This window comes from Calothrix sp. PCC 7507 (genome assembly GCF_000316575.1).
Classification (GTDB): Bacteria; Cyanobacteriota; Cyanobacteriia; order Cyanobacteriales; family Nostocaceae; genus Fortiea.
The window spans coordinates 5,523,722-5,538,580 of record NC_019682.1; the positions used below are offsets into that span (position 1 = coordinate 5,523,722).

Below are 14,859 nucleotides of genomic sequence, written 5' to 3' on the forward strand. Positions count from 1 at the left end.
ACAAAGGCGATAACTTCGTTAAGCTGCGCTAACACAATCACTGTAATTCTCACAATCGCGTAAAAATCTTTCAATAACGCACAAATGTATTATTTGTCCTAGTTTATAATTATCTAGCGTAAATAAATCACTAGTAAAGCATTATGTTGCAATCGATTGAAGGAACTTATAAAGATGGTAAGGTAGAACTTACCGAACTACCATCAGATGTATTAGAAAGTCGGGTAATTGTAACTTTTTTAGAGCCAAAAAATCCTTTGCAGCACTCACAAATAATGACATTTGGGATGTTTTCAGGGAAAAATCAATCGACGGAAGACGATTTTGGTATAGCTGAATTTCATGGAGATAGGGAAGATTATCTAGACTGGTCAAAATAATCCATGAAATATGTTGTTGATACCCATGCTCTTATCTGGTTTTTAGAAGGAAACCCACGTTTGGGTGCAAATGCCAAAACCATTCTTTCTCATCCTGATGCTCGATTAGTTATTCCCGCGACAACCCTAGCTGAAGCTGTTTGGATTGTTGAAAAAGGGAAAACATCGATTTCTTCTGCTCAAGATTTGCTTGCAGCAGTCGAAGCAGATTCTCGTGCGATAATTTATCCTCTGGATAAAGATGTAATTGAAATAACTATCAATTTATCCGCAATCAATGAAATGCACGATCGCCAAATTGTTGCAACTGTGATATTTTTAGCTAACAAAGGTGAGGCAGTACACTTATTGTCGTGTGACAAAAATATAGTTGAGTCTGGTTTGGTTCCGATCGCTTGGTAATAAATGTAAAGTTTAAATTTATGCGATTCCTCCAGATAGCTACGCGATCGCACTCTCCCTACATCACAAAGGCGATCGCACTCTCTCCCATAAACCCAACAAAAGCGATAACTTCGTTAAGCTGCGCTAACGCACTTCCCAACATCACAAAGGCGATCGCATGTGGCATTTAGCTTGCTACCTTGTTCAAAAAACTGTTGAAGCGATCGCTATCCATCAAGCCATTTTCCGACAGTATTCGTCGCACTGCAACTAAATGCAATGTTCTTACATACGCTTGTTGCTCGTAACCAGGCAAAACTATTAATGTCCCAGATGATGGATGCTGGTAAATTTTTTGAGAGCCAAAGGTCTGCATGGTGACAAACCCTGTCTCTAAGAGCAATTTCTCTAATTCTGTGAATTTAATTTCTCTAACCATGATGACGAATCACTCCTTGTAACTGGCTGAGAACATCATTTTTAAATTTAGCATTAGAATCCCCCGCGCTTCTAGCCGGGGGAGATGTCAACTCATAATAAAAGCGTAGCCATAAGGCTTGTCGTCAGACATCGCACTTCCCCTAAATGCAATCAATGCGATCACCAAATTCTTAAGGTATTGACCAGTCCACAATTTTCAAACCAGGAACTTTTTCAAAATCTTTACGGTTGCGCGTTACCAATGTAGCACTTACAGAAAGCGCAATGGCTGCTATTCTTAAATCTTGTGTACCAATACGAATTTTTGCTATAAGTAATTGGCTATAAATATCGAATGCGGCTTCATCGAAATCAAGAATATTCCCTTGACATAACCGATTAAATGTTTCTTTCAATAAAGCGTAAGCTGTGACTAATTCTTGTTTTGATTTTGCTCGTTTGATAACATCTAAACGCCCGTACATCTGCTCGACGATAGTTATGATGGTGACTGAAATTTCTGAAGGATTGACAGCAGATACTTTGCTAATAACAACTGGATGACCTCTTTGTAGTAGCGAAATATGGTCAGTATCAAGCACCCATAGCGTCATTTTATTTATACCGAAGCAAATATTATCCTACTCTTGTGAAGCATCATCTTCTATAGTTTTATCTAATTCATTTCGATAGCTTTCAATCGCTGCGAGCATTTGTTCAAATTGTGGGTCATCTTTAAAAACTCCAGCCATTTCTAACCAAGGATTTTTCGGCTCAAGAGATGGCAATTTTACAGGTAAAGAAACAATTTCTGCTCCTGCTAAATGGGTTTCTAGTCGTTGCTGAATTTGACTTAGGGCTGTTGCGCGATCGCTTGCTTCTACTTGTAATTCTGGTATACCTGGAACGATCGCAATTGTTCTCCCATCACTACCTTGTTTAACAATAACGTTTACTAATACTTCCCTATTGTCTTGGTTTTTAATTTGTGGTGTTAGAGATGAGAAAGAATTCATAACGATTGTTTAAGTATATTTTCTTTCATTGTAAATGAAGTTGCATTTATTGTAGCGCTTTCACAACATCACAAAGGCGTAGCCGTAAGGCTTGTCGTTAGACATCGCATTTACCAAAGTGTTTTGACGTGTGGATAGTTGAGAATTTTTTGATCGCAGGTCATAAGTTCTATATTGCGGCGGTAGGCGATCGCAACAATAATACGATCAGCTGGGTCTTTGTGGAAGTCGCCGGGTAATTGGGTGCTGGCGATTGCATCTAGTGGATCGAGTGGTTCTATGGTAATTCCAGGTCGAGTTTTTGCAAGCGCAAACCATTCATTGACGGTAAGGGGGAGTGGTAATTTCCCATTACTATGCTTGACTGCGATTTCCCAAACAGAAATGGCAGAAACGATGAGGGCATTTTGGTTTTCGCCTATGCTTAATAGGGTACGTCCATGCTCAGAAATCTGTTCTGGGGTATGGAGCCTAACCATTGCCAAATGTGGGTGTCTAGTAAAATCATTGTCCCAAAGCATCCCATAATTCAGGCATGGGTTCGTCAAAATCTGGAGGAATTATCAAGGGGATTTTGCGTAGAGGATGCTGAGGACTGCGATGTCTAACGACAAGCCTTACGGCTACGCGGGTTAAACCAAGTTCGTCAGGGGTTGGGGATGGCTGTGATGATTCCACTGTCAGGCTTTGAGCCAAAATTTGGAGGATGCGAATCCGTTCTGCTAAGTCGAGGCTGAGGAGTTGTTGCTCTAGTTCTTGATTGCTCATAACTTTGCGCCTAATGACTGTGTTACTTATTTTAGCGGAACTCTCCAATCCGTCCGATGACAGGAAGTGCGTAGCCGTAAGGCTTGTCGTCAGACATCGCACTTCTCCAACATCACAAATGCGATAACTTCGTTAAGCTACGCTAACGCACTTCCCCAACATCACAAATGCGATAACTTCGTTAAGCTACGCTAACACACTTCCCCAACATCACAAAGGCGATCGCATGTGGCATTTAGCTTGCTACCTTGTTCAAAAAACTGTTGAAGCGATCGCTATCCATCAAGCCATTTTCCGACAGTATTCGTCGCACTGCAACTAAATGCGATGTTCTTACATACGCTTGTTGCTCGTAACCAGGCAAAACTATTAATGTCCCAGATGATGGATGCTGGTAAATTTTTTGAGAGCCAAAAGTCTGCATGGTTACAAACCCTGTCTCTAAGAGCAATTTCTCTAATTCTGTGAATTTAATTTCTCTAACCATGATGACGAATCACTCCTTGTAACTGGCTGAGAACATCATTTTTAAATTTAGCAAATATTTCGATTGCCTGCCGATTTAATACGTTGTCTTTAGATAAACGCACAGTTACACTATCACCAACATTGGATAAATCGAATCCCTCAAGGCTTTCAAAATATGCTTGTATGTATAACCAATAAGCTTGGCTATTTTTTGCATCATATACAATTAAAATACATGGCATTGGTTCAAGCAACCATAGTTCTAAATCTGAGCGTGTGAGAACAAAAGTAATAGTTTTTTGGTCGGAAAGTATAGATAGTGAATCTGTCGCCTTTAACTATACATATATCTGACCATTTTCAATTTCACCTTCAGCATTATAAGTAAATATAACTAGATCGTAGCCATAATCGTACTCAATACGCTCTACAGAATAGCCGCATAGCAGGACGTATCGTTCAACATAATTTACACTTAAATCTGCTATTATATGCTCTCTTGGTCGCTTTTTTCTGGGCATTTACTGAGATTTTTTCAATATCATCAATATTATCAAAGTTATATAGGTTATATAGCCGTTTATTCATATTAAGCTTTGTACATCGCACTCCCATCAACCCTACTAAACACGTAGCCGTAAGGCTTGTCGTCAGACATCGCACTTCTCTACACAAGCAAAAGGCGATCGCACTTCTCAAAAACCAAAAGGCGATCGCTTTGGGACTTTGGATATTGAGTGTCTTTTTTAAATAACAACTTCGTCTGCTTTTAGCAACACATCTTGTTTCTCTTTTATGTTTTCCCAATCAATAACAGCTACCCACAGATTTTCTGTTGTTGAAAATTGAACAATTCCATCTACTTCTAAATCTTCGCTATAAAGCGTTATTTCTTGACCATTTTGCAACCAAATTTTATGATGAGCTAAATCCTCAATCGTACCAGTACAATTAAGGCGTAAGCGACCTTGAACATCAGCGTTATGGAAATCTACAAACACTTTTGGTTTTTCCATATTTTGAGAACTCCTAATTTGACTTGGCTGGGTTGCCAACTGTGGGTGTCAACAAACTACTAATCTGCTCAGGTTTCAAGCCTATTAATGTCGCATGATGGGGACTTCTACCAGATGTACGAATAACATCACCCCCTTGTTTACGAATTTCGCCTACGGTTGTCACGCCAATTTGCCCATGAGGAATTTTTGCAGATAGTTCCTTTACAGATAATCCTACCGCACTCTCTACAGAGATTCCAGTTACACCACTGGGATGTGTTCCAATTGCTCGTTCAATATCTTCTGGACGATTGCGTCCTCCTCGAACAACTACAGCCTCATCTGGTATTGTTTCTAGGCTCACAGGCTAATGACATTTATTTTATCAACAACAGAATACTATCGGTATTGAGCAATATTTTGTATAAGTAAAAAAATATTTACATCAATGCGATCGCACTTCCCCAACACCACAAAGGCGTAGCCGTAAGGCTTGTCGTCAGACATCGCACTTCCCCAACATCCCAAATGCGATCGCACAATTCCGATCAACAATAAATGCGATCGCATTCTTCAAAACTACCTACATGAGATCGCACTTCCCCAACATCACTCAGGCGATAACTTCTCTACGAGACGCTACGCGAACGTTAAGCTACGCTAACGCACTTCTCCAATATCACAAAGGCGTAGCCGTAAGGCTTGTCGTTAGACATCGCACTACAAATCTCTAGCCCAGCAAACGTTTAAGCTGCTTATACACTTCATCGTCGTTACGTTTACCGACTAAAATTACCTCGACCAAATCTGCATCTATATCAAAGCGGTAAACAATACGATATTCGCCAGAATCTACGCGATAGTATCCTGGATAACCAATTAATTCTTTATAATCTGCGGGTAAGGGGTCAACATTCAGTGACATTACTTTTTTCGCTATTTGGGCAGCGATTTTGGGTTGTAAACCTTTGAGAAAATCGAGAACCGTCTCTAAACCATCTAATTTTGCCATACCATAAATTAATCATCAAATGCTGCTAGACGTTCGAGTTCTGTTGTAAAAATCTCAGACCCAACCATTTTAGAATTAGCTACAGCCATTTGTGCTTGTTGACCTAAAATTAAATCTTCTAATTGAGCAATTCTATTCATTAATTGCTCGTAATTCTCCGCTGACATAATTACGTAACTAGCTTGCGATTCGCTTGTCAGTATGATTGGTTCCGTCGCAGCTTGTTCTAAAACATCGCTGTAGATATTTTGGATATCTCCAAGGGTAAATTGGCGCATTTTCAAGCTTTCCTAAATGCTTATGAACAGATTATAACAAGTACATCATTAATATTTTTTAGCAACTAATTAAATTCACGCGATCGCACTCTCTCCTAAAATACCAAAAGGCGATCGCACTTTCCCAACATCACAAAGGCGATCGCACTTCCCAAAATCACAAAGGCGATCGCACTTCCCCAATATCACAAAGGCGATCGCACTTCTCAAACATCACAAAGGCGATCGCACTTTCCCAACATCACAAAGGCGATCGCACTTCCCAACATCACAAAGGCGATCGCACTTCCACTCAATGAACAAGGTGAGGTTATCGGTTTAGTGACTTTTGGCCCCAACGATGATTTCACTTTCATTTTCACAAGTAACACAATTCAAGAGTTTCTCACCTCTGCCAAAATTGCGAATCAACAAGGCTTAGTCAATCTAAAATACCGTGAAGGTTTGCAACTTTACAGTCAAGGGAAATATAACCAAGCATTGCAGAGTTTTGAGTTAGTAAAACATCTGTTTCCCCAGCATTCGGAGGTGGAAAAGTATGTTAAACAGTGTCAACAGGTGATTGCCAATAGTAATTAAACTGTGACAATCAATAAAATAAAAGCTAGGAGAAATCTGCTTCAATAGACAAGTCAGATTTCTTTGTTTATACATAGCGGTTCCCACTCAGATGTAGTACGAAATTATACAGATATCATCAAACGAATGCAATACAATCGAGGGCGGGAAAACCCCGCCTCTACAAGATTTGCGATTTAAAACTGTACCTCACTAATCTGAAAACCGCTGTATCGCAAGCTGTAGGGGCATGGCACTGCCATGCCCTGACGGGTGTATCTCACGTAACCGAGAATTGCTATAGCATTGTTCAAAAACTAGCACCGCTTATTTGATGTGATGATTGAAGACTTGGTTGAAGTTATAGAAGACTAATTTTCTCTCAGGCAAAGACTAGAATAAATCTTTATGCCGCCGATTGCTACTCTCCAGGAAGCTGGGAAACTCTCGTCGAGGGCTGGCTAATCTTTGCATGAGACAACTACTAAGACTTATTCCCCATCACCGATATCTCTCTTTAATGGACGCTTGTAGTTAAAGGTGAAACTATTGCCACTGTTAATCACTTGGCGCATCTCATCATACATCGGATAATTGCCGACACCACTCAGATTCACCCAACCCCTAGCTCTAGTTAAAGCCACAAATAACTGATTGCGAAAATTGACATCACTTTCATTGCGAGCGACGTAATCGAAGCCAACTACATAAACCATATCAGCCTCATTTCCCTTAGCACGATTAATCCGAGATACTGTCACCCCATCATCGTGCCAAAATCTATCAGGATTATGGTTTGGCCATGGCAGCACTAAATCATTTAGCTTCAACGCAGTGGGGATATAAACATCAATATCTTGCTCGATTAAGAAATTAGCAACATGAGTTTCTAACTCCATCGCCTCAGTCGTTGAACCTAAAACTACTACTAAAATATCGCGGCTGAGATTAAGGCCATCATGAACAATATTATGCATAATATTCTCAGCCAAATTTGTCATTTCTTCTTGGCGAGAACCATAAGTTTTAAATTCTAATACAGTTTCGCCCCAAAGCTCAGGAATGGGATTTGGTGAATATTGCGGCTGTCGTTGAATTGTGATTGGCTGACCAACACGCCTAAAGTCTCCCTTAACTTCATAGCCGATTTTATGCCAATCATTTTTGTTAGTAATACCTGCGAGCATTCCCTCTGGACGCAACAAACCCATACTAATCGCATGAGCAGCAATGAGAATTGGCCCAGGAGTGCGGTAACAACGGCGCATTACCTCAGAACGCTTGATACCACCCGGGTATTGTGGTTGCTTATTCAACAGATTGCCTAATTTTTCACCAAATATTTCTTTAGCCTTGGGTACTACTAGACTATCGAGGCTTTGGGCTTCATCGTAAGCCCAAATTAAGCGTCTTTCTTCTGGTTGTTCCTCACTCACAGGTCGCAAGGCTTGATAAGCCAACCAATAGATAGCTTGTTTGTCTTGATATTTCAAATCATCTTCAGCTACTAAATCTTGACCTTCATCAATTAAGATGGCGTCAAACATTGGTTGAATATCAATTTCTTCTAATAGCCTTCTGCTCAAATCTATTAAGCCTCGATGCGGCTGTTTTTCATGAGTATCTTTGGGAGTTCCGCGTCTTTTTCCGTGGTATTCGCAAATCGTCCCGTAAAAACCCGGTTGTTCCTTGGCTCCCCAAGCATGAAGCACTTGTAGTTTTGGGTTAGTTTTCGGGTCATATTGCGACTCACCACAACTGAAGCGGCGTATCCACTGATCTAATAAACCAATCATTAAATCGTAGAGCGATCGCGTAAAAAATACCAAAGCAATATCCCAATCTGGATGCTTCAGGTGCATATGCGCGGCTTTCTGACATAGCAGCACTGTTTTACCTGAACCAGCAACACCCCGAATCCGCTGGGGACCTGGAGGAATTTCTTTACCGATATGTTCTTGCTGTAAATCGAGTTCGTATAAACTTTCTCTTAAACTATCAATCACACTAGAGCGGGTTTTACCTGTGGTGGAGATGCGGCTACGCGGTGTTTTGCGAAATACAGGACTACCGCCAATCACTGACAGTAGTAATTCCCAGTCTTTATCTTCTAGGGTTTCGCCTGGAACTATAACAGAGGATTGTTGAATGCGTTCTAGTAAGGTGGCTTGTTCTAATTGGTCATGAAAAATGATACTAGGGCAATTGGCAACTTGATCAAAGCCTTTTTGCTGCCATTGTTCTTGAGTAACCAGAGGTAATGCAGCGATCGCTCTACCTGTAACTTTACGCCAAATTGCCGACTCGCGATCGCAATAAGCAATCAATGCTCGCAGCGGATGTTCTGCTTGTTGATAGGGATTTACTTCTGTGGTATCCGCATTTTGCAATTGCAACTTTCCACCATCCACAGCGACAATTTGGTCGATGGTGACAGCTTTGATTTCAATCACAACTAAACCTAATTCTCGGTCAACAATCAAGATATCAGGCTCTTTCCAAATCTCACCCACCTTCGAGAAAATCGGATAGCGCCAGTAGCCAAGACAGTTTCTCTCAGCAAATGCACTGCGGACAGCATCCCATACTTTTTGTTCAACACTATCACTAGCTTTCAGTGGTTCTGTAGTGATAAATTTGCTATTCTTTTCTTCATTACCAACAGCCATTGATGATCTGCCTCAAATGGTCAATGCTGCCAAGCTAGCACTGCTCATCTGTTATCTACCATTGCAGATATACGGTTAGTAAATATGACATGAAGCTATATTTTTCAGTGTATGTACGTGTATCCTTAGATAAAAATTGTGATAATTAAGTTTAGTTTACTCCTCTTTGCAAAGAGGAGTAGAGTAAGTGTTATTGATTGAGTGTGGCGATCGCTTCTTGAATCAATTGCTTAGTCTTGTGAAGATTTAGCAGTCTAGTTTGGTCGTAGCGTTCTGGAAGTGGCAGTAACCTACCTTCCTCCCAAAAAACCATTAAAATTATTACGTTTAGTCACACATTAAAAAAGAGCTATTTATATTAAATGCAAAGGTGGAACCTCAAAATCATTAAACGAAGAAATATTGTAAGGCGAAGTTCCTAAAGCTCTAACCAACTTGCCATCAAGAGTCAACAAAGTAGCACCTACCTGCTGTGAAAGCCCAACATAAGATGCATCATAAGCAGAAATTCCGTAAGCTATGGCGATACTAACTGCATCCGCCATCAAGTCAGCTGTGGAGACGACACGTAAAGGAAAGCTTTTGAGCGTTGCTAAATCCGTCTGCACCTCAGCAGCAGTGTACATCCCGGCACGAACATACTTCCAGAAGACATTAGTACACTCGATGTAAAACAGGTCTGGTACAAAAATTTCTGTTTGTGGATTGGGAAGGTGAGCAAACAGTTGATTAACTTTGGTAGTTAGTGAGTCAGCGATAAAATATTTGATGCACACACTGGTGTCTACCACGCATCTGAGATAGGTTGTCATCTGTCGCGGTCTTCTCGAATCAGTTCAGTGCTATCTGGTAATCCAAAGTCTGCTGGATTCAAGCGGCGACGTCGGCGACTTTCTTCCAGGACTTTAAGTACATTCTGTCGATTCTGGTCTTCCGCTTGCTGCGCTTCAGTCTTCAAAGCTTGCTCTAACAGAGTTATAACTTGAGCATTAATGGAACGGTGTTCAGATGCTGCTAATTCTTGCAGTTTTGCATACAAATCATCGGGTAAATTTCTTACATAAAGGGTAGCCATCGCTTTACCTCCAAGTAGGATTTATCCTTATGCTAGCACAATGCAAGCAAGGGAGTGAGGCGATCGCTTTTGAAACAAATATCAAAACTAAATACTTAAAGTAGACGCTATCTTAAGTATGCTCTGAGTGCTAATATCACTTCCACTTAGTAAAATTTACCTCCTCACAAAAAAGTCTATGAGCATTAACGCTTTTGTGGATTATGGCTTCCCTTCTGGCAGAGATTTTTGTGTACAATTTTTGTCTAGTTCGGAGTTTAAGGCTGCAACCCTCAGAGAAATTGCTCCGTCAGCTACGAGTAAAGAAAAGAAAGAAAAAATAGCTTTACACATAGCTGATTCTCTTGAAAAGGGTGAACTTACTACAGACAAAGTTCTACTAGCGTATGTCAAGCAGCCAAGGATGTGGTTGAGCATCAAGCAAGGACAGAGTGCCCATACACCTAGTTTAAAGTCGCCCACTTTGCTATTAAGAGAATTTGGTGAAGAGGGCTGGTATGGCCCTATTCAAGAGACTACGGGATTAAAGAAATGGTATATTCGCACCTATAAGATTCCTGATTACATCCGCAGGAGGACTGGTGAAACTAGTCAATTTGAGGAATGCAATATTCGGTGGTCTGTCATTGCTGAGGTTGGTCATAATTATGTTGCTTTATCATGGGAAGGCTTCTCATTTACTCCACGCAGTGATGAACACACAGAGAAATCAACGCAGTTTCCTTTCTGGTTGTATATTCCGGCATTCTTCGATCAATTAGCTGATTATATTCAAGGTCAATGGGTTCACCCCAATCTTCCTCGTTTAGTTATGCATGAGATGTGGAACAAATATCTCAACAAATCTATCAATGATTTTCACTAGGACTTACGCATTGACGAAACAACTAGTTTATGTATTCAATCAGCACAAACAGCGCTCAAATTATCCAAAACATATTCACGAATAACTTTTGTGAATAGATTCCTTTGGACTTCATACCAATTGTTAATGATATTTTCAGAGCGCATTTTTTCTAAACGAACAAATGCTTGAAGCGAGCAAAATATATGTGTTTTGATTGCGTGGCTATCTCTAACCATGAATCGACAAATTCCACATACTTGTTTGATGGCTCTATGAAAACTTTCAATTCCCCAATGAGTATCATGAATTGTCACAAATTCACTTCTGGTTATTTGTTGGAGAGCTTCTTTATCTGGTAGATACAATATATAGTGCCTAGAGTCTTCTTTTTTGAAGTCCTTCCTAAACAACTTGATAAATCCAAATTCTCTCAGATGCGTGACTAACCCTTGCTCAGGAAGCTCTAAACTGCTTACATGGCAATACTTTCCTGGTTCATTAGATACAGTTCTGTTCTTCTCAACACCAAATAGAAAACCCAATTTCTGGTTTCTTAAAAACTTTAAGTTTTCTACTCCTGAGTACCAACTATCTCCTGTCACTAGTCTTGGTTTTACACCCCAATCAATCACTTCAATCAGCATTTCTTGGAAATAATCGTTCTTGGTTCTCCCCTCCTTTTTGTCATATATTCTGTAATTTATTGGGACTGAATTCCCATGTATGTCGCTGTAATACAGTGTGATTAAATTTAATCCTTTAATCGCCTTATGGTATTTCCCTGACCAAAAATATCCAATTAATTCTGCGTATTTTGGTTCGCTGTATAGCTTTTCTATTACTGTGTCATCAACGCTTAAAATACCTCCTTCTAAATTGATTATTTCTCTGACAATGTCGAATAAATCTTTTGGCTCGTATCTTTCTCTCAACAAAAATCTGTTCACACTATCATGTGAAACATCTCCCAAGATTTCTGCTAACCGACTGCACCCTCCATGCTTTGGCTCCGATAGCAAGAACAGGGTGTAATGCTCTAAATTACATTGTGCTGTTGAGGGTTTGCTGATTTCTCTAATTGTCCGATACCTTGAAAGTAGACGACATCTTTTTTTCAATGCACTATTTTACCACCTCGTCAATGCGTAAGTCCTATTCACTATAAATGGCAGCACTTGCGAATAAGAGCAGAATCTGCCGGGGTTGCTCTGAATGCTCATAGTTCTGGAGTGCACGAAATTGATGCAAGTGGACTACAGGCACTATCTCGACAATTAGCTGAGTCTGCACTAGAGACACTTGGCTTTACAGATGATATAGAGAAAATCAGTAATGTTGAAAATGCCCTTTTGCGTACTCTGCTCAAAGAATGGGGCACTAAATCTTATGAATTCAGTCTAGACAGAGAAGTCAATTTGAGGGAAGCTGACACTGAAGGTTCAAAAACAAAAGCACAATTAGAAAAGCTTTTCAAAGCACATTGTTACTTTGGACTCAAACCCGGTTCTAAAACCCAAGATTCTCTTCAGCACCTAAAATGCCATTCAGGATATTATGGAGGGAGTACTGGTGTACTAAAGTTTCTTCTAAAGGAACTTGGACTTCGAGGCTAAGGCAATGGTCAGCTTGATTTGTAAAGGACGTTTAGATTTCCTATCTGGTGAGCAAAGGGCTGAACTGAGTAGGCACTTTCAGAAACCATCAAAAACGGCTATGCCACACCAGCTTGCCGTCAGATTGGGATTGGAATACTTTGAAGCGCTTGCAGTCATAGCTGTTCTCGAAGCTGAGGGACTCTGTGAAAATCAGCTTCTCATTTATCATAACTGTGAGCCAGATGTGCCAGCAGGAGCAATTCCCTATGGTCAAGGCTTTCCCAACTTGCCTTGGGTTTGTCCATTTTGCGATAAGAGTGTTGAAGACTACAATGAATTATCATTTGATATTATGGCGAAGTCTATGCATTCAATCGAATTTCTCTAATTAAGGTATGCCCAGTCAAGAAGAGTTAGTTCAATCAGCTCTCGATACTCTGGCACTTCTTAACAGAGACGATCCAGCATCAGATAAGTTAGCACCTTTTTTGTACACCGTAAAAGACCCAAGACTTTCAAAATATCTAGAAAAACTCAAAGACTTTACACAACTGGAAAATCCGACACTTCCACAAAGTAAACAAGCTGGTGAATTGCTTGAGCAAATTGTCTGTCTTGTCTTTCGTGGACTTCAAGGAGCCACAAGCTTCAAGAGCTTTCAGTCAGCAGGGCCTCAATACGACTTTCTAATTAGTGGAGATCAACTAGCTTGGTTATATGTTTGTAATCAGCTCTATCTTAAAGAGAATCAAAGAGGCATAGTTGTCGAAGCAAAGGCAACCAAAGATCGCTTGCCTGACAAACAGTTTGCGCGACTGTGCAGCATCTTAGAACTAAATCTCTCAAGCACAGTCGGACTGGGAGTATTTTTTACTCTGAACGGAGCAGCAGGCTTTCCTCAATCTGGTGATACTAGACAGAGGGCAATCAGTGATTGTAGATTACGTCAAGTAATTTTTCATGCTAAGACCCAAAAAAGAATAGTTGTCTTAGACAAAAATGACATTTTTGAGTTAGGTAAAAACGGTTCTCTAATTCAGATACTTGTTAGAAAAATCCGAGATTTAGACGAACTGAGCGGTCTTCCAACTCCATCAGTTGAGCAAAGGGAGGAAATAGATTTGCCCGATCACTTAAAGCAACTATACGAGGGTATTATATAAAATTTTGTATCAGCTTCCTGCTTAACTATTAAGCAGAGCTGTTAATCAATATCTAATTCACAAACTATTCAACGGAGAAGGGGAGATTCGAACTCCCGGAACCCTTGCGGGTTCATCTGATTTCAAGTCAGACGCAATCGACCACTCTGCCACCTCTCCAATAAACTGTCAGGGTTTTACTTAGGATAGCAAAAAAACTGACAGATCATATTGTATCTTATAATTTACGCAGATTGCACTACTGAGGCCGATCGCTTGTAGAAAATTTCCTCTGACGCGACCTGGAAATCATTACCCACACAAACCAGGGAGACTTGGGACACTACACCCGCCTCTAAGTTGACAATGGAGAAATTCCGCAGCTTTTCGCCGTTATCTTCCACAATTCGGGGCACTCTCGCCGCGTTTAAGTAAATTGTCCCCTCTGGACTTCTAAACACTGGCGTTCGCAGCACTTTCTTGGTGTGTCGCAGAGTGTGGTGCATATGACCAAATGTCACTAGGGGAATGGTTTTACCCGCAGTTAAAGCTTGGGAAATCGCCGCGCCAAAATCAGGATCGCCAAAATCACCGCCGATGGGATGCCAATCTTTACCACAGGGGTCTTCTGGACGATCGCCTAATCCACTCGGTCCGTTGTGACCAAGAAAGATAATTGTCTCATAGGCGGCGCTTTTAACTGCAGCGACAATGCGATCGCTCGATTCTTCCAAACTCGTCACACCATACCGTTCGCGACTGATTTCGGCGAATTTCCACTCAGGCCCACCCCAAGTAAACGGACGACCCCCCACTACAGTTAATTGCCACTCTGGAAAATCCAGCTTGCTGTAGCCAACCTGGGACGAACCCAATAAATCGAGCTGTTCCTGCACCCAATCTTCCTTGGAGCGGTCGTAGGGACACTTTTTGCGTCCCCATTCGGTGGCGGAATACCAGGCATCGTGGTTGCCCATCACGGCTGCTTTGGGGATGTCGAGGGCAGCGATCGCTCTCACCACTTCCACCGACTCATTGCCAAAATCCCCCACAAACAGTACTAAGTCAACACCTAGATGCTTGAGTGCAATGCCATCTTCTGCTTCCCATTGGTCGTGAATATCCCCAACTACAGCTATTTTCAGGTTTTTTGATTGAGTTTTCTCACTGGTCATGCCACTGTCCTTGCCGTCTACTTCCAGGATATGAAACTCAACAAGATTTGGACATACTACTATTTTTGGTAAAA

General features: G+C 40.9%; 25 protein-coding genes, 1 tRNA gene and 1 pseudogene. 6 read left to right on the plus strand and 21 right to left on the minus strand.

Annotated elements, in window-relative coordinates:
* The first annotated feature begins 143 nt into the window (after positions 1 to 143).
* Complete coding sequence (locus CAL7507_RS23625) at positions 144 to 380, plus strand: hypothetical protein (RefSeq protein ID WP_015131009.1); 237 nt, start codon at positions 144 to 146, stop codon at positions 378 to 380.
* A 3-nt stretch (positions 381 to 383) separates the two neighbouring features.
* Positions 384 to 782, plus strand: a complete 399-nt coding sequence (locus CAL7507_RS23630; protein WP_015131010.1) for a type II toxin-antitoxin system VapC family toxin — start codon at positions 384 to 386, stop codon at positions 780 to 782.
* Positions 783 to 951: 169 nt separating this feature from the next.
* Here CAL7507_RS23630 and CAL7507_RS23635 read toward each other — a convergent pair whose 3' ends face one another.
* The 18 genes and pseudogenes from CAL7507_RS23635 to CAL7507_RS23705 all read right to left on the minus strand — a co-directional run bounded on the left by CAL7507_RS23635 (position 952) and on the right by CAL7507_RS23705 (position 10,026).
* On the minus strand, positions 952 to 1,203 hold the full coding sequence (locus CAL7507_RS23635) for a type II toxin-antitoxin system HicA family toxin (RefSeq protein ID WP_015131012.1): 252 nt from the start codon (positions 1,201 to 1,203) through the stop codon (positions 952 to 954).
* 172 nt (positions 1,204 to 1,375) lie between these two features.
* Positions 1,376 to 1,798, minus strand: a complete 423-nt coding sequence (locus CAL7507_RS23640; RefSeq protein ID WP_015131013.1) for a type II toxin-antitoxin system VapC family toxin — start codon at positions 1,796 to 1,798, stop codon at positions 1,376 to 1,378.
* Positions 1,799 to 1,825: 27 nt separating this feature from the next.
* Positions 1,826 to 2,200 carry a hypothetical protein gene (locus CAL7507_RS23645; RefSeq protein ID WP_015131014.1) on the minus strand — a complete coding sequence of 125 codons (375 nt, stop codon included), beginning with the start codon at positions 2,198 to 2,200 and terminating at the stop codon, positions 1,826 to 1,828.
* 110 nt (positions 2,201 to 2,310) lie between these two features.
* A complete protein-coding gene (locus CAL7507_RS23650; RefSeq protein ID WP_015131015.1) occupies positions 2,311 to 2,679 on the minus strand; it encodes a type II toxin-antitoxin system VapC family toxin in 369 nt (122 codons plus the stop codon).
* 25 nt (positions 2,680 to 2,704) lie between these two features.
* Positions 2,705 to 2,968 carry a hypothetical protein gene (locus CAL7507_RS23655; RefSeq protein WP_015131016.1) on the minus strand — a complete coding sequence of 88 codons (264 nt, stop codon included), beginning with the start codon at positions 2,966 to 2,968 and terminating at the stop codon, positions 2,705 to 2,707.
* Positions 2,969 to 3,203: 235 nt separating this feature from the next.
* The gene (locus CAL7507_RS23660; protein ID WP_015131017.1) at positions 3,204 to 3,455 is read right to left on the minus strand and encodes a hypothetical protein; all 252 of its coding nucleotides are present in this window, start codon (positions 3,453 to 3,455) and stop codon (positions 3,204 to 3,206) included.
* A pseudogene (locus CAL7507_RS33220) lies at positions 3,448 to 3,762 on the minus strand (DUF4365 domain-containing protein); the annotation flags it as partial. The pseudogene CAL7507_RS33220 and the gene CAL7507_RS23660, both read right to left, overlap by 8 nt.
* Before the next feature lie 420 nt (positions 3,763 to 4,182).
* Complete coding sequence (locus CAL7507_RS23670; RefSeq protein WP_015131020.1) at positions 4,183 to 4,452, minus strand: hypothetical protein; 270 nt, start codon at positions 4,450 to 4,452, stop codon at positions 4,183 to 4,185.
* A gap of 13 nt (positions 4,453 to 4,465) precedes the next feature.
* Entirely contained in the window at positions 4,466 to 4,798 is a 333-nt protein-coding gene (locus CAL7507_RS23675; protein ID WP_015131021.1) for a hypothetical protein, read from the minus strand.
* Between the two features lie 35 nt (positions 4,799 to 4,833).
* The gene (locus CAL7507_RS32465) at positions 4,834 to 5,004 is read right to left on the minus strand and encodes a hypothetical protein (RefSeq protein ID WP_160166355.1); all 171 of its coding nucleotides are present in this window, start codon (positions 5,002 to 5,004) and stop codon (positions 4,834 to 4,836) included.
* Positions 5,005 to 5,164: 160 nt separating this feature from the next.
* Positions 5,165 to 5,446, minus strand: a complete 282-nt coding sequence (locus tag CAL7507_RS23680) for a type II toxin-antitoxin system RelE/ParE family toxin (protein ID WP_015131022.1) — start codon at positions 5,444 to 5,446, stop codon at positions 5,165 to 5,167.
* Between the two features lie 8 nt (positions 5,447 to 5,454).
* Positions 5,455 to 5,724, minus strand: a complete 270-nt coding sequence (locus CAL7507_RS23685; RefSeq protein WP_015131023.1) for a type II toxin-antitoxin system prevent-host-death family antitoxin — start codon at positions 5,722 to 5,724, stop codon at positions 5,455 to 5,457.
* Between the two features lie 75 nt (positions 5,725 to 5,799).
* Positions 5,800 to 5,934 carry a hypothetical protein gene (locus tag CAL7507_RS33505; RefSeq protein ID WP_255348323.1) on the minus strand — a complete coding sequence of 45 codons (135 nt, stop codon included), beginning with the start codon at positions 5,932 to 5,934 and terminating at the stop codon, positions 5,800 to 5,802.
* Positions 5,931 to 6,074: a hypothetical protein gene (locus CAL7507_RS32470; protein ID WP_160166356.1), complete on the minus strand. Its 144-nt coding sequence runs from the start codon at positions 6,072 to 6,074 to the stop codon at positions 5,931 to 5,933. The genes CAL7507_RS33505 and CAL7507_RS32470 overlap by 4 nt, the downstream gene beginning before the upstream one ends.
* Before the next feature lie 699 nt (positions 6,075 to 6,773).
* Complete coding sequence (locus tag CAL7507_RS23695; protein ID WP_015131025.1) at positions 6,774 to 8,951, minus strand: DEAD/DEAH box helicase; 2,178 nt, start codon at positions 8,949 to 8,951, stop codon at positions 6,774 to 6,776.
* A gap of 190 nt (positions 8,952 to 9,141) precedes the next feature.
* Entirely contained in the window at positions 9,142 to 9,264 is a 123-nt protein-coding gene (locus CAL7507_RS33510; RefSeq protein WP_015131026.1) for a hypothetical protein, read from the minus strand.
* A 40-nt stretch (positions 9,265 to 9,304) separates the two neighbouring features.
* Positions 9,305 to 9,763: a type II toxin-antitoxin system VapC family toxin gene (locus CAL7507_RS23700; RefSeq protein ID WP_015131027.1), complete on the minus strand. Its 459-nt coding sequence runs from the start codon at positions 9,761 to 9,763 to the stop codon at positions 9,305 to 9,307.
* A complete protein-coding gene (locus CAL7507_RS23705; protein WP_015131028.1) occupies positions 9,760 to 10,026 on the minus strand; it encodes an Arc family DNA-binding protein in 267 nt (88 codons plus the stop codon). Before CAL7507_RS23705 ends, CAL7507_RS23700 begins: the two co-directional genes overlap by 4 nt.
* Positions 10,027 to 10,204: 178 nt before the next feature.
* Here CAL7507_RS23705 and CAL7507_RS23710 point away from each other — a divergent pair, with 178 nt between their 5' ends.
* Complete coding sequence (locus CAL7507_RS23710) at positions 10,205 to 10,891, plus strand: hypothetical protein (RefSeq protein WP_015131029.1); 687 nt, start codon at positions 10,205 to 10,207, stop codon at positions 10,889 to 10,891.
* A gap of 35 nt (positions 10,892 to 10,926) precedes the next feature.
* Here CAL7507_RS23710 and CAL7507_RS23715 read toward each other — a convergent pair whose 3' ends face one another.
* Entirely contained in the window at positions 10,927 to 11,892 is a 966-nt protein-coding gene (locus CAL7507_RS23715) for a transposase (RefSeq protein ID WP_083862855.1), read from the minus strand.
* A gap of 210 nt (positions 11,893 to 12,102) precedes the next feature.
* Between CAL7507_RS23715 and CAL7507_RS23720 the strand changes: the two genes are divergently transcribed.
* The 3 genes from CAL7507_RS23720 to CAL7507_RS23730 all read left to right on the plus strand — a co-directional run bounded on the left by CAL7507_RS23720 (position 12,103) and on the right by CAL7507_RS23730 (position 13,631).
* Positions 12,103 to 12,486, plus strand: a complete 384-nt coding sequence (locus CAL7507_RS23720) for a hypothetical protein (protein WP_201447857.1) — start codon at positions 12,103 to 12,105, stop codon at positions 12,484 to 12,486.
* Positions 12,487 to 12,586: 100 nt separating this feature from the next.
* Positions 12,587 to 12,856: a hypothetical protein gene (locus CAL7507_RS23725; RefSeq protein ID WP_236556808.1), complete on the plus strand. Its 270-nt coding sequence runs from the start codon at positions 12,587 to 12,589 to the stop codon at positions 12,854 to 12,856.
* Positions 12,857 to 12,863: 7 nt separating this feature from the next.
* The gene (locus CAL7507_RS23730) at positions 12,864 to 13,631 is read left to right on the plus strand and encodes a hypothetical protein (RefSeq protein WP_015131032.1); all 768 of its coding nucleotides are present in this window, start codon (positions 12,864 to 12,866) and stop codon (positions 13,629 to 13,631) included.
* 72 nt (positions 13,632 to 13,703) lie between these two features.
* Here the strand turns inward: CAL7507_RS23730 and CAL7507_RS23735 are convergent.
* Positions 13,704 to 13,790, minus strand: a tRNA-Ser gene (locus CAL7507_RS23735).
* Between the two features lie 65 nt (positions 13,791 to 13,855).
* Entirely contained in the window at positions 13,856 to 14,785 is a 930-nt protein-coding gene (locus CAL7507_RS23740; RefSeq protein WP_015131033.1) for a TIGR04168 family protein, read from the minus strand.
* Between the last annotated feature and the right edge of the window lie 74 nt (positions 14,786 to 14,859).

Coding starts and splice junctions, on each gene's coding strand:
- CAL7507_RS23705 (WP_015131028.1), bottom strand. CDS start 10,026: ATGGCTACCCTTTATGTAAGAAATTTACCCGATGATTTGTATGCAAAA.
- CAL7507_RS23695 (WP_015131025.1), bottom strand. CDS start 8,951: ATGGCTGTTGGTAATGAAGAAAAGAATAGCAAATTTATCACTACAGAA.
- CAL7507_RS23630 (WP_015131010.1), top strand. CDS start 384: ATGAAATATGTTGTTGATACCCATGCTCTTATCTGGTTTTTAGAAGGA.
- CAL7507_RS23645 (WP_015131014.1), bottom strand. CDS start 2,200: ATGAATTCTTTCTCATCTCTAACACCACAAATTAAAAACCAAGACAAT.
- CAL7507_RS23655 (WP_015131016.1), bottom strand. CDS start 2,968: ATGAGCAATCAAGAACTAGAGCAACAACTCCTCAGCCTCGACTTAGCA.
- CAL7507_RS23625 (WP_015131009.1), top strand. CDS start 144: ATGTTGCAATCGATTGAAGGAACTTATAAAGATGGTAAGGTAGAACTT.
- CAL7507_RS23660 (WP_015131017.1), bottom strand. CDS start 3,455: ATGGTTAGAGAAATTAAATTCACAGAATTAGAGAAATTGCTCTTAGAG.
- CAL7507_RS23730 (WP_015131032.1), top strand. CDS start 12,864: ATGCCCAGTCAAGAAGAGTTAGTTCAATCAGCTCTCGATACTCTGGCA.
- CAL7507_RS23700 (WP_015131027.1), bottom strand. CDS start 9,763: ATGACAACCTATCTCAGATGCGTGGTAGACACCAGTGTGTGCATCAAA.
- CAL7507_RS23650 (WP_015131015.1), bottom strand. CDS start 2,679: ATGGTTAGGCTCCATACCCCAGAACAGATTTCTGAGCATGGACGTACC.
- CAL7507_RS23635 (WP_015131012.1), bottom strand. CDS start 1,203: ATGGTTAGAGAAATTAAATTCACAGAATTAGAGAAATTGCTCTTAGAG.
- CAL7507_RS23685 (WP_015131023.1), bottom strand. CDS start 5,724: ATGCGCCAATTTACCCTTGGAGATATCCAAAATATCTACAGCGATGTT.
- CAL7507_RS23710 (WP_015131029.1), top strand. CDS start 10,205: ATGAGCATTAACGCTTTTGTGGATTATGGCTTCCCTTCTGGCAGAGAT.
- CAL7507_RS23680 (WP_015131022.1), bottom strand. CDS start 5,446: ATGGCAAAATTAGATGGTTTAGAGACGGTTCTCGATTTTCTCAAAGGT.
- CAL7507_RS23740 (WP_015131033.1), bottom strand. CDS start 14,785: ATGACCAGTGAGAAAACTCAATCAAAAAACCTGAAAATAGCTGTAGTT.
- CAL7507_RS33510 (WP_015131026.1), bottom strand. CDS start 9,264: ATGGTTTTTTGGGAGGAAGGTAGGTTACTGCCACTTCCAGAACGCTAC.
- CAL7507_RS23725 (WP_236556808.1), top strand. CDS start 12,587: ATGCCACACCAGCTTGCCGTCAGATTGGGATTGGAATACTTTGAAGCG.
- CAL7507_RS23640 (WP_015131013.1), bottom strand. CDS start 1,798: ATGACGCTATGGGTGCTTGATACTGACCATATTTCGCTACTACAAAGA.
- CAL7507_RS23670 (WP_015131020.1), bottom strand. CDS start 4,452: ATGGAAAAACCAAAAGTGTTTGTAGATTTCCATAACGCTGATGTTCAA.
- CAL7507_RS32465 (WP_160166355.1), bottom strand. CDS start 5,004: ATGCGATCGCATTTATTGTTGATCGGAATTGTGCGATCGCATTTGGGA.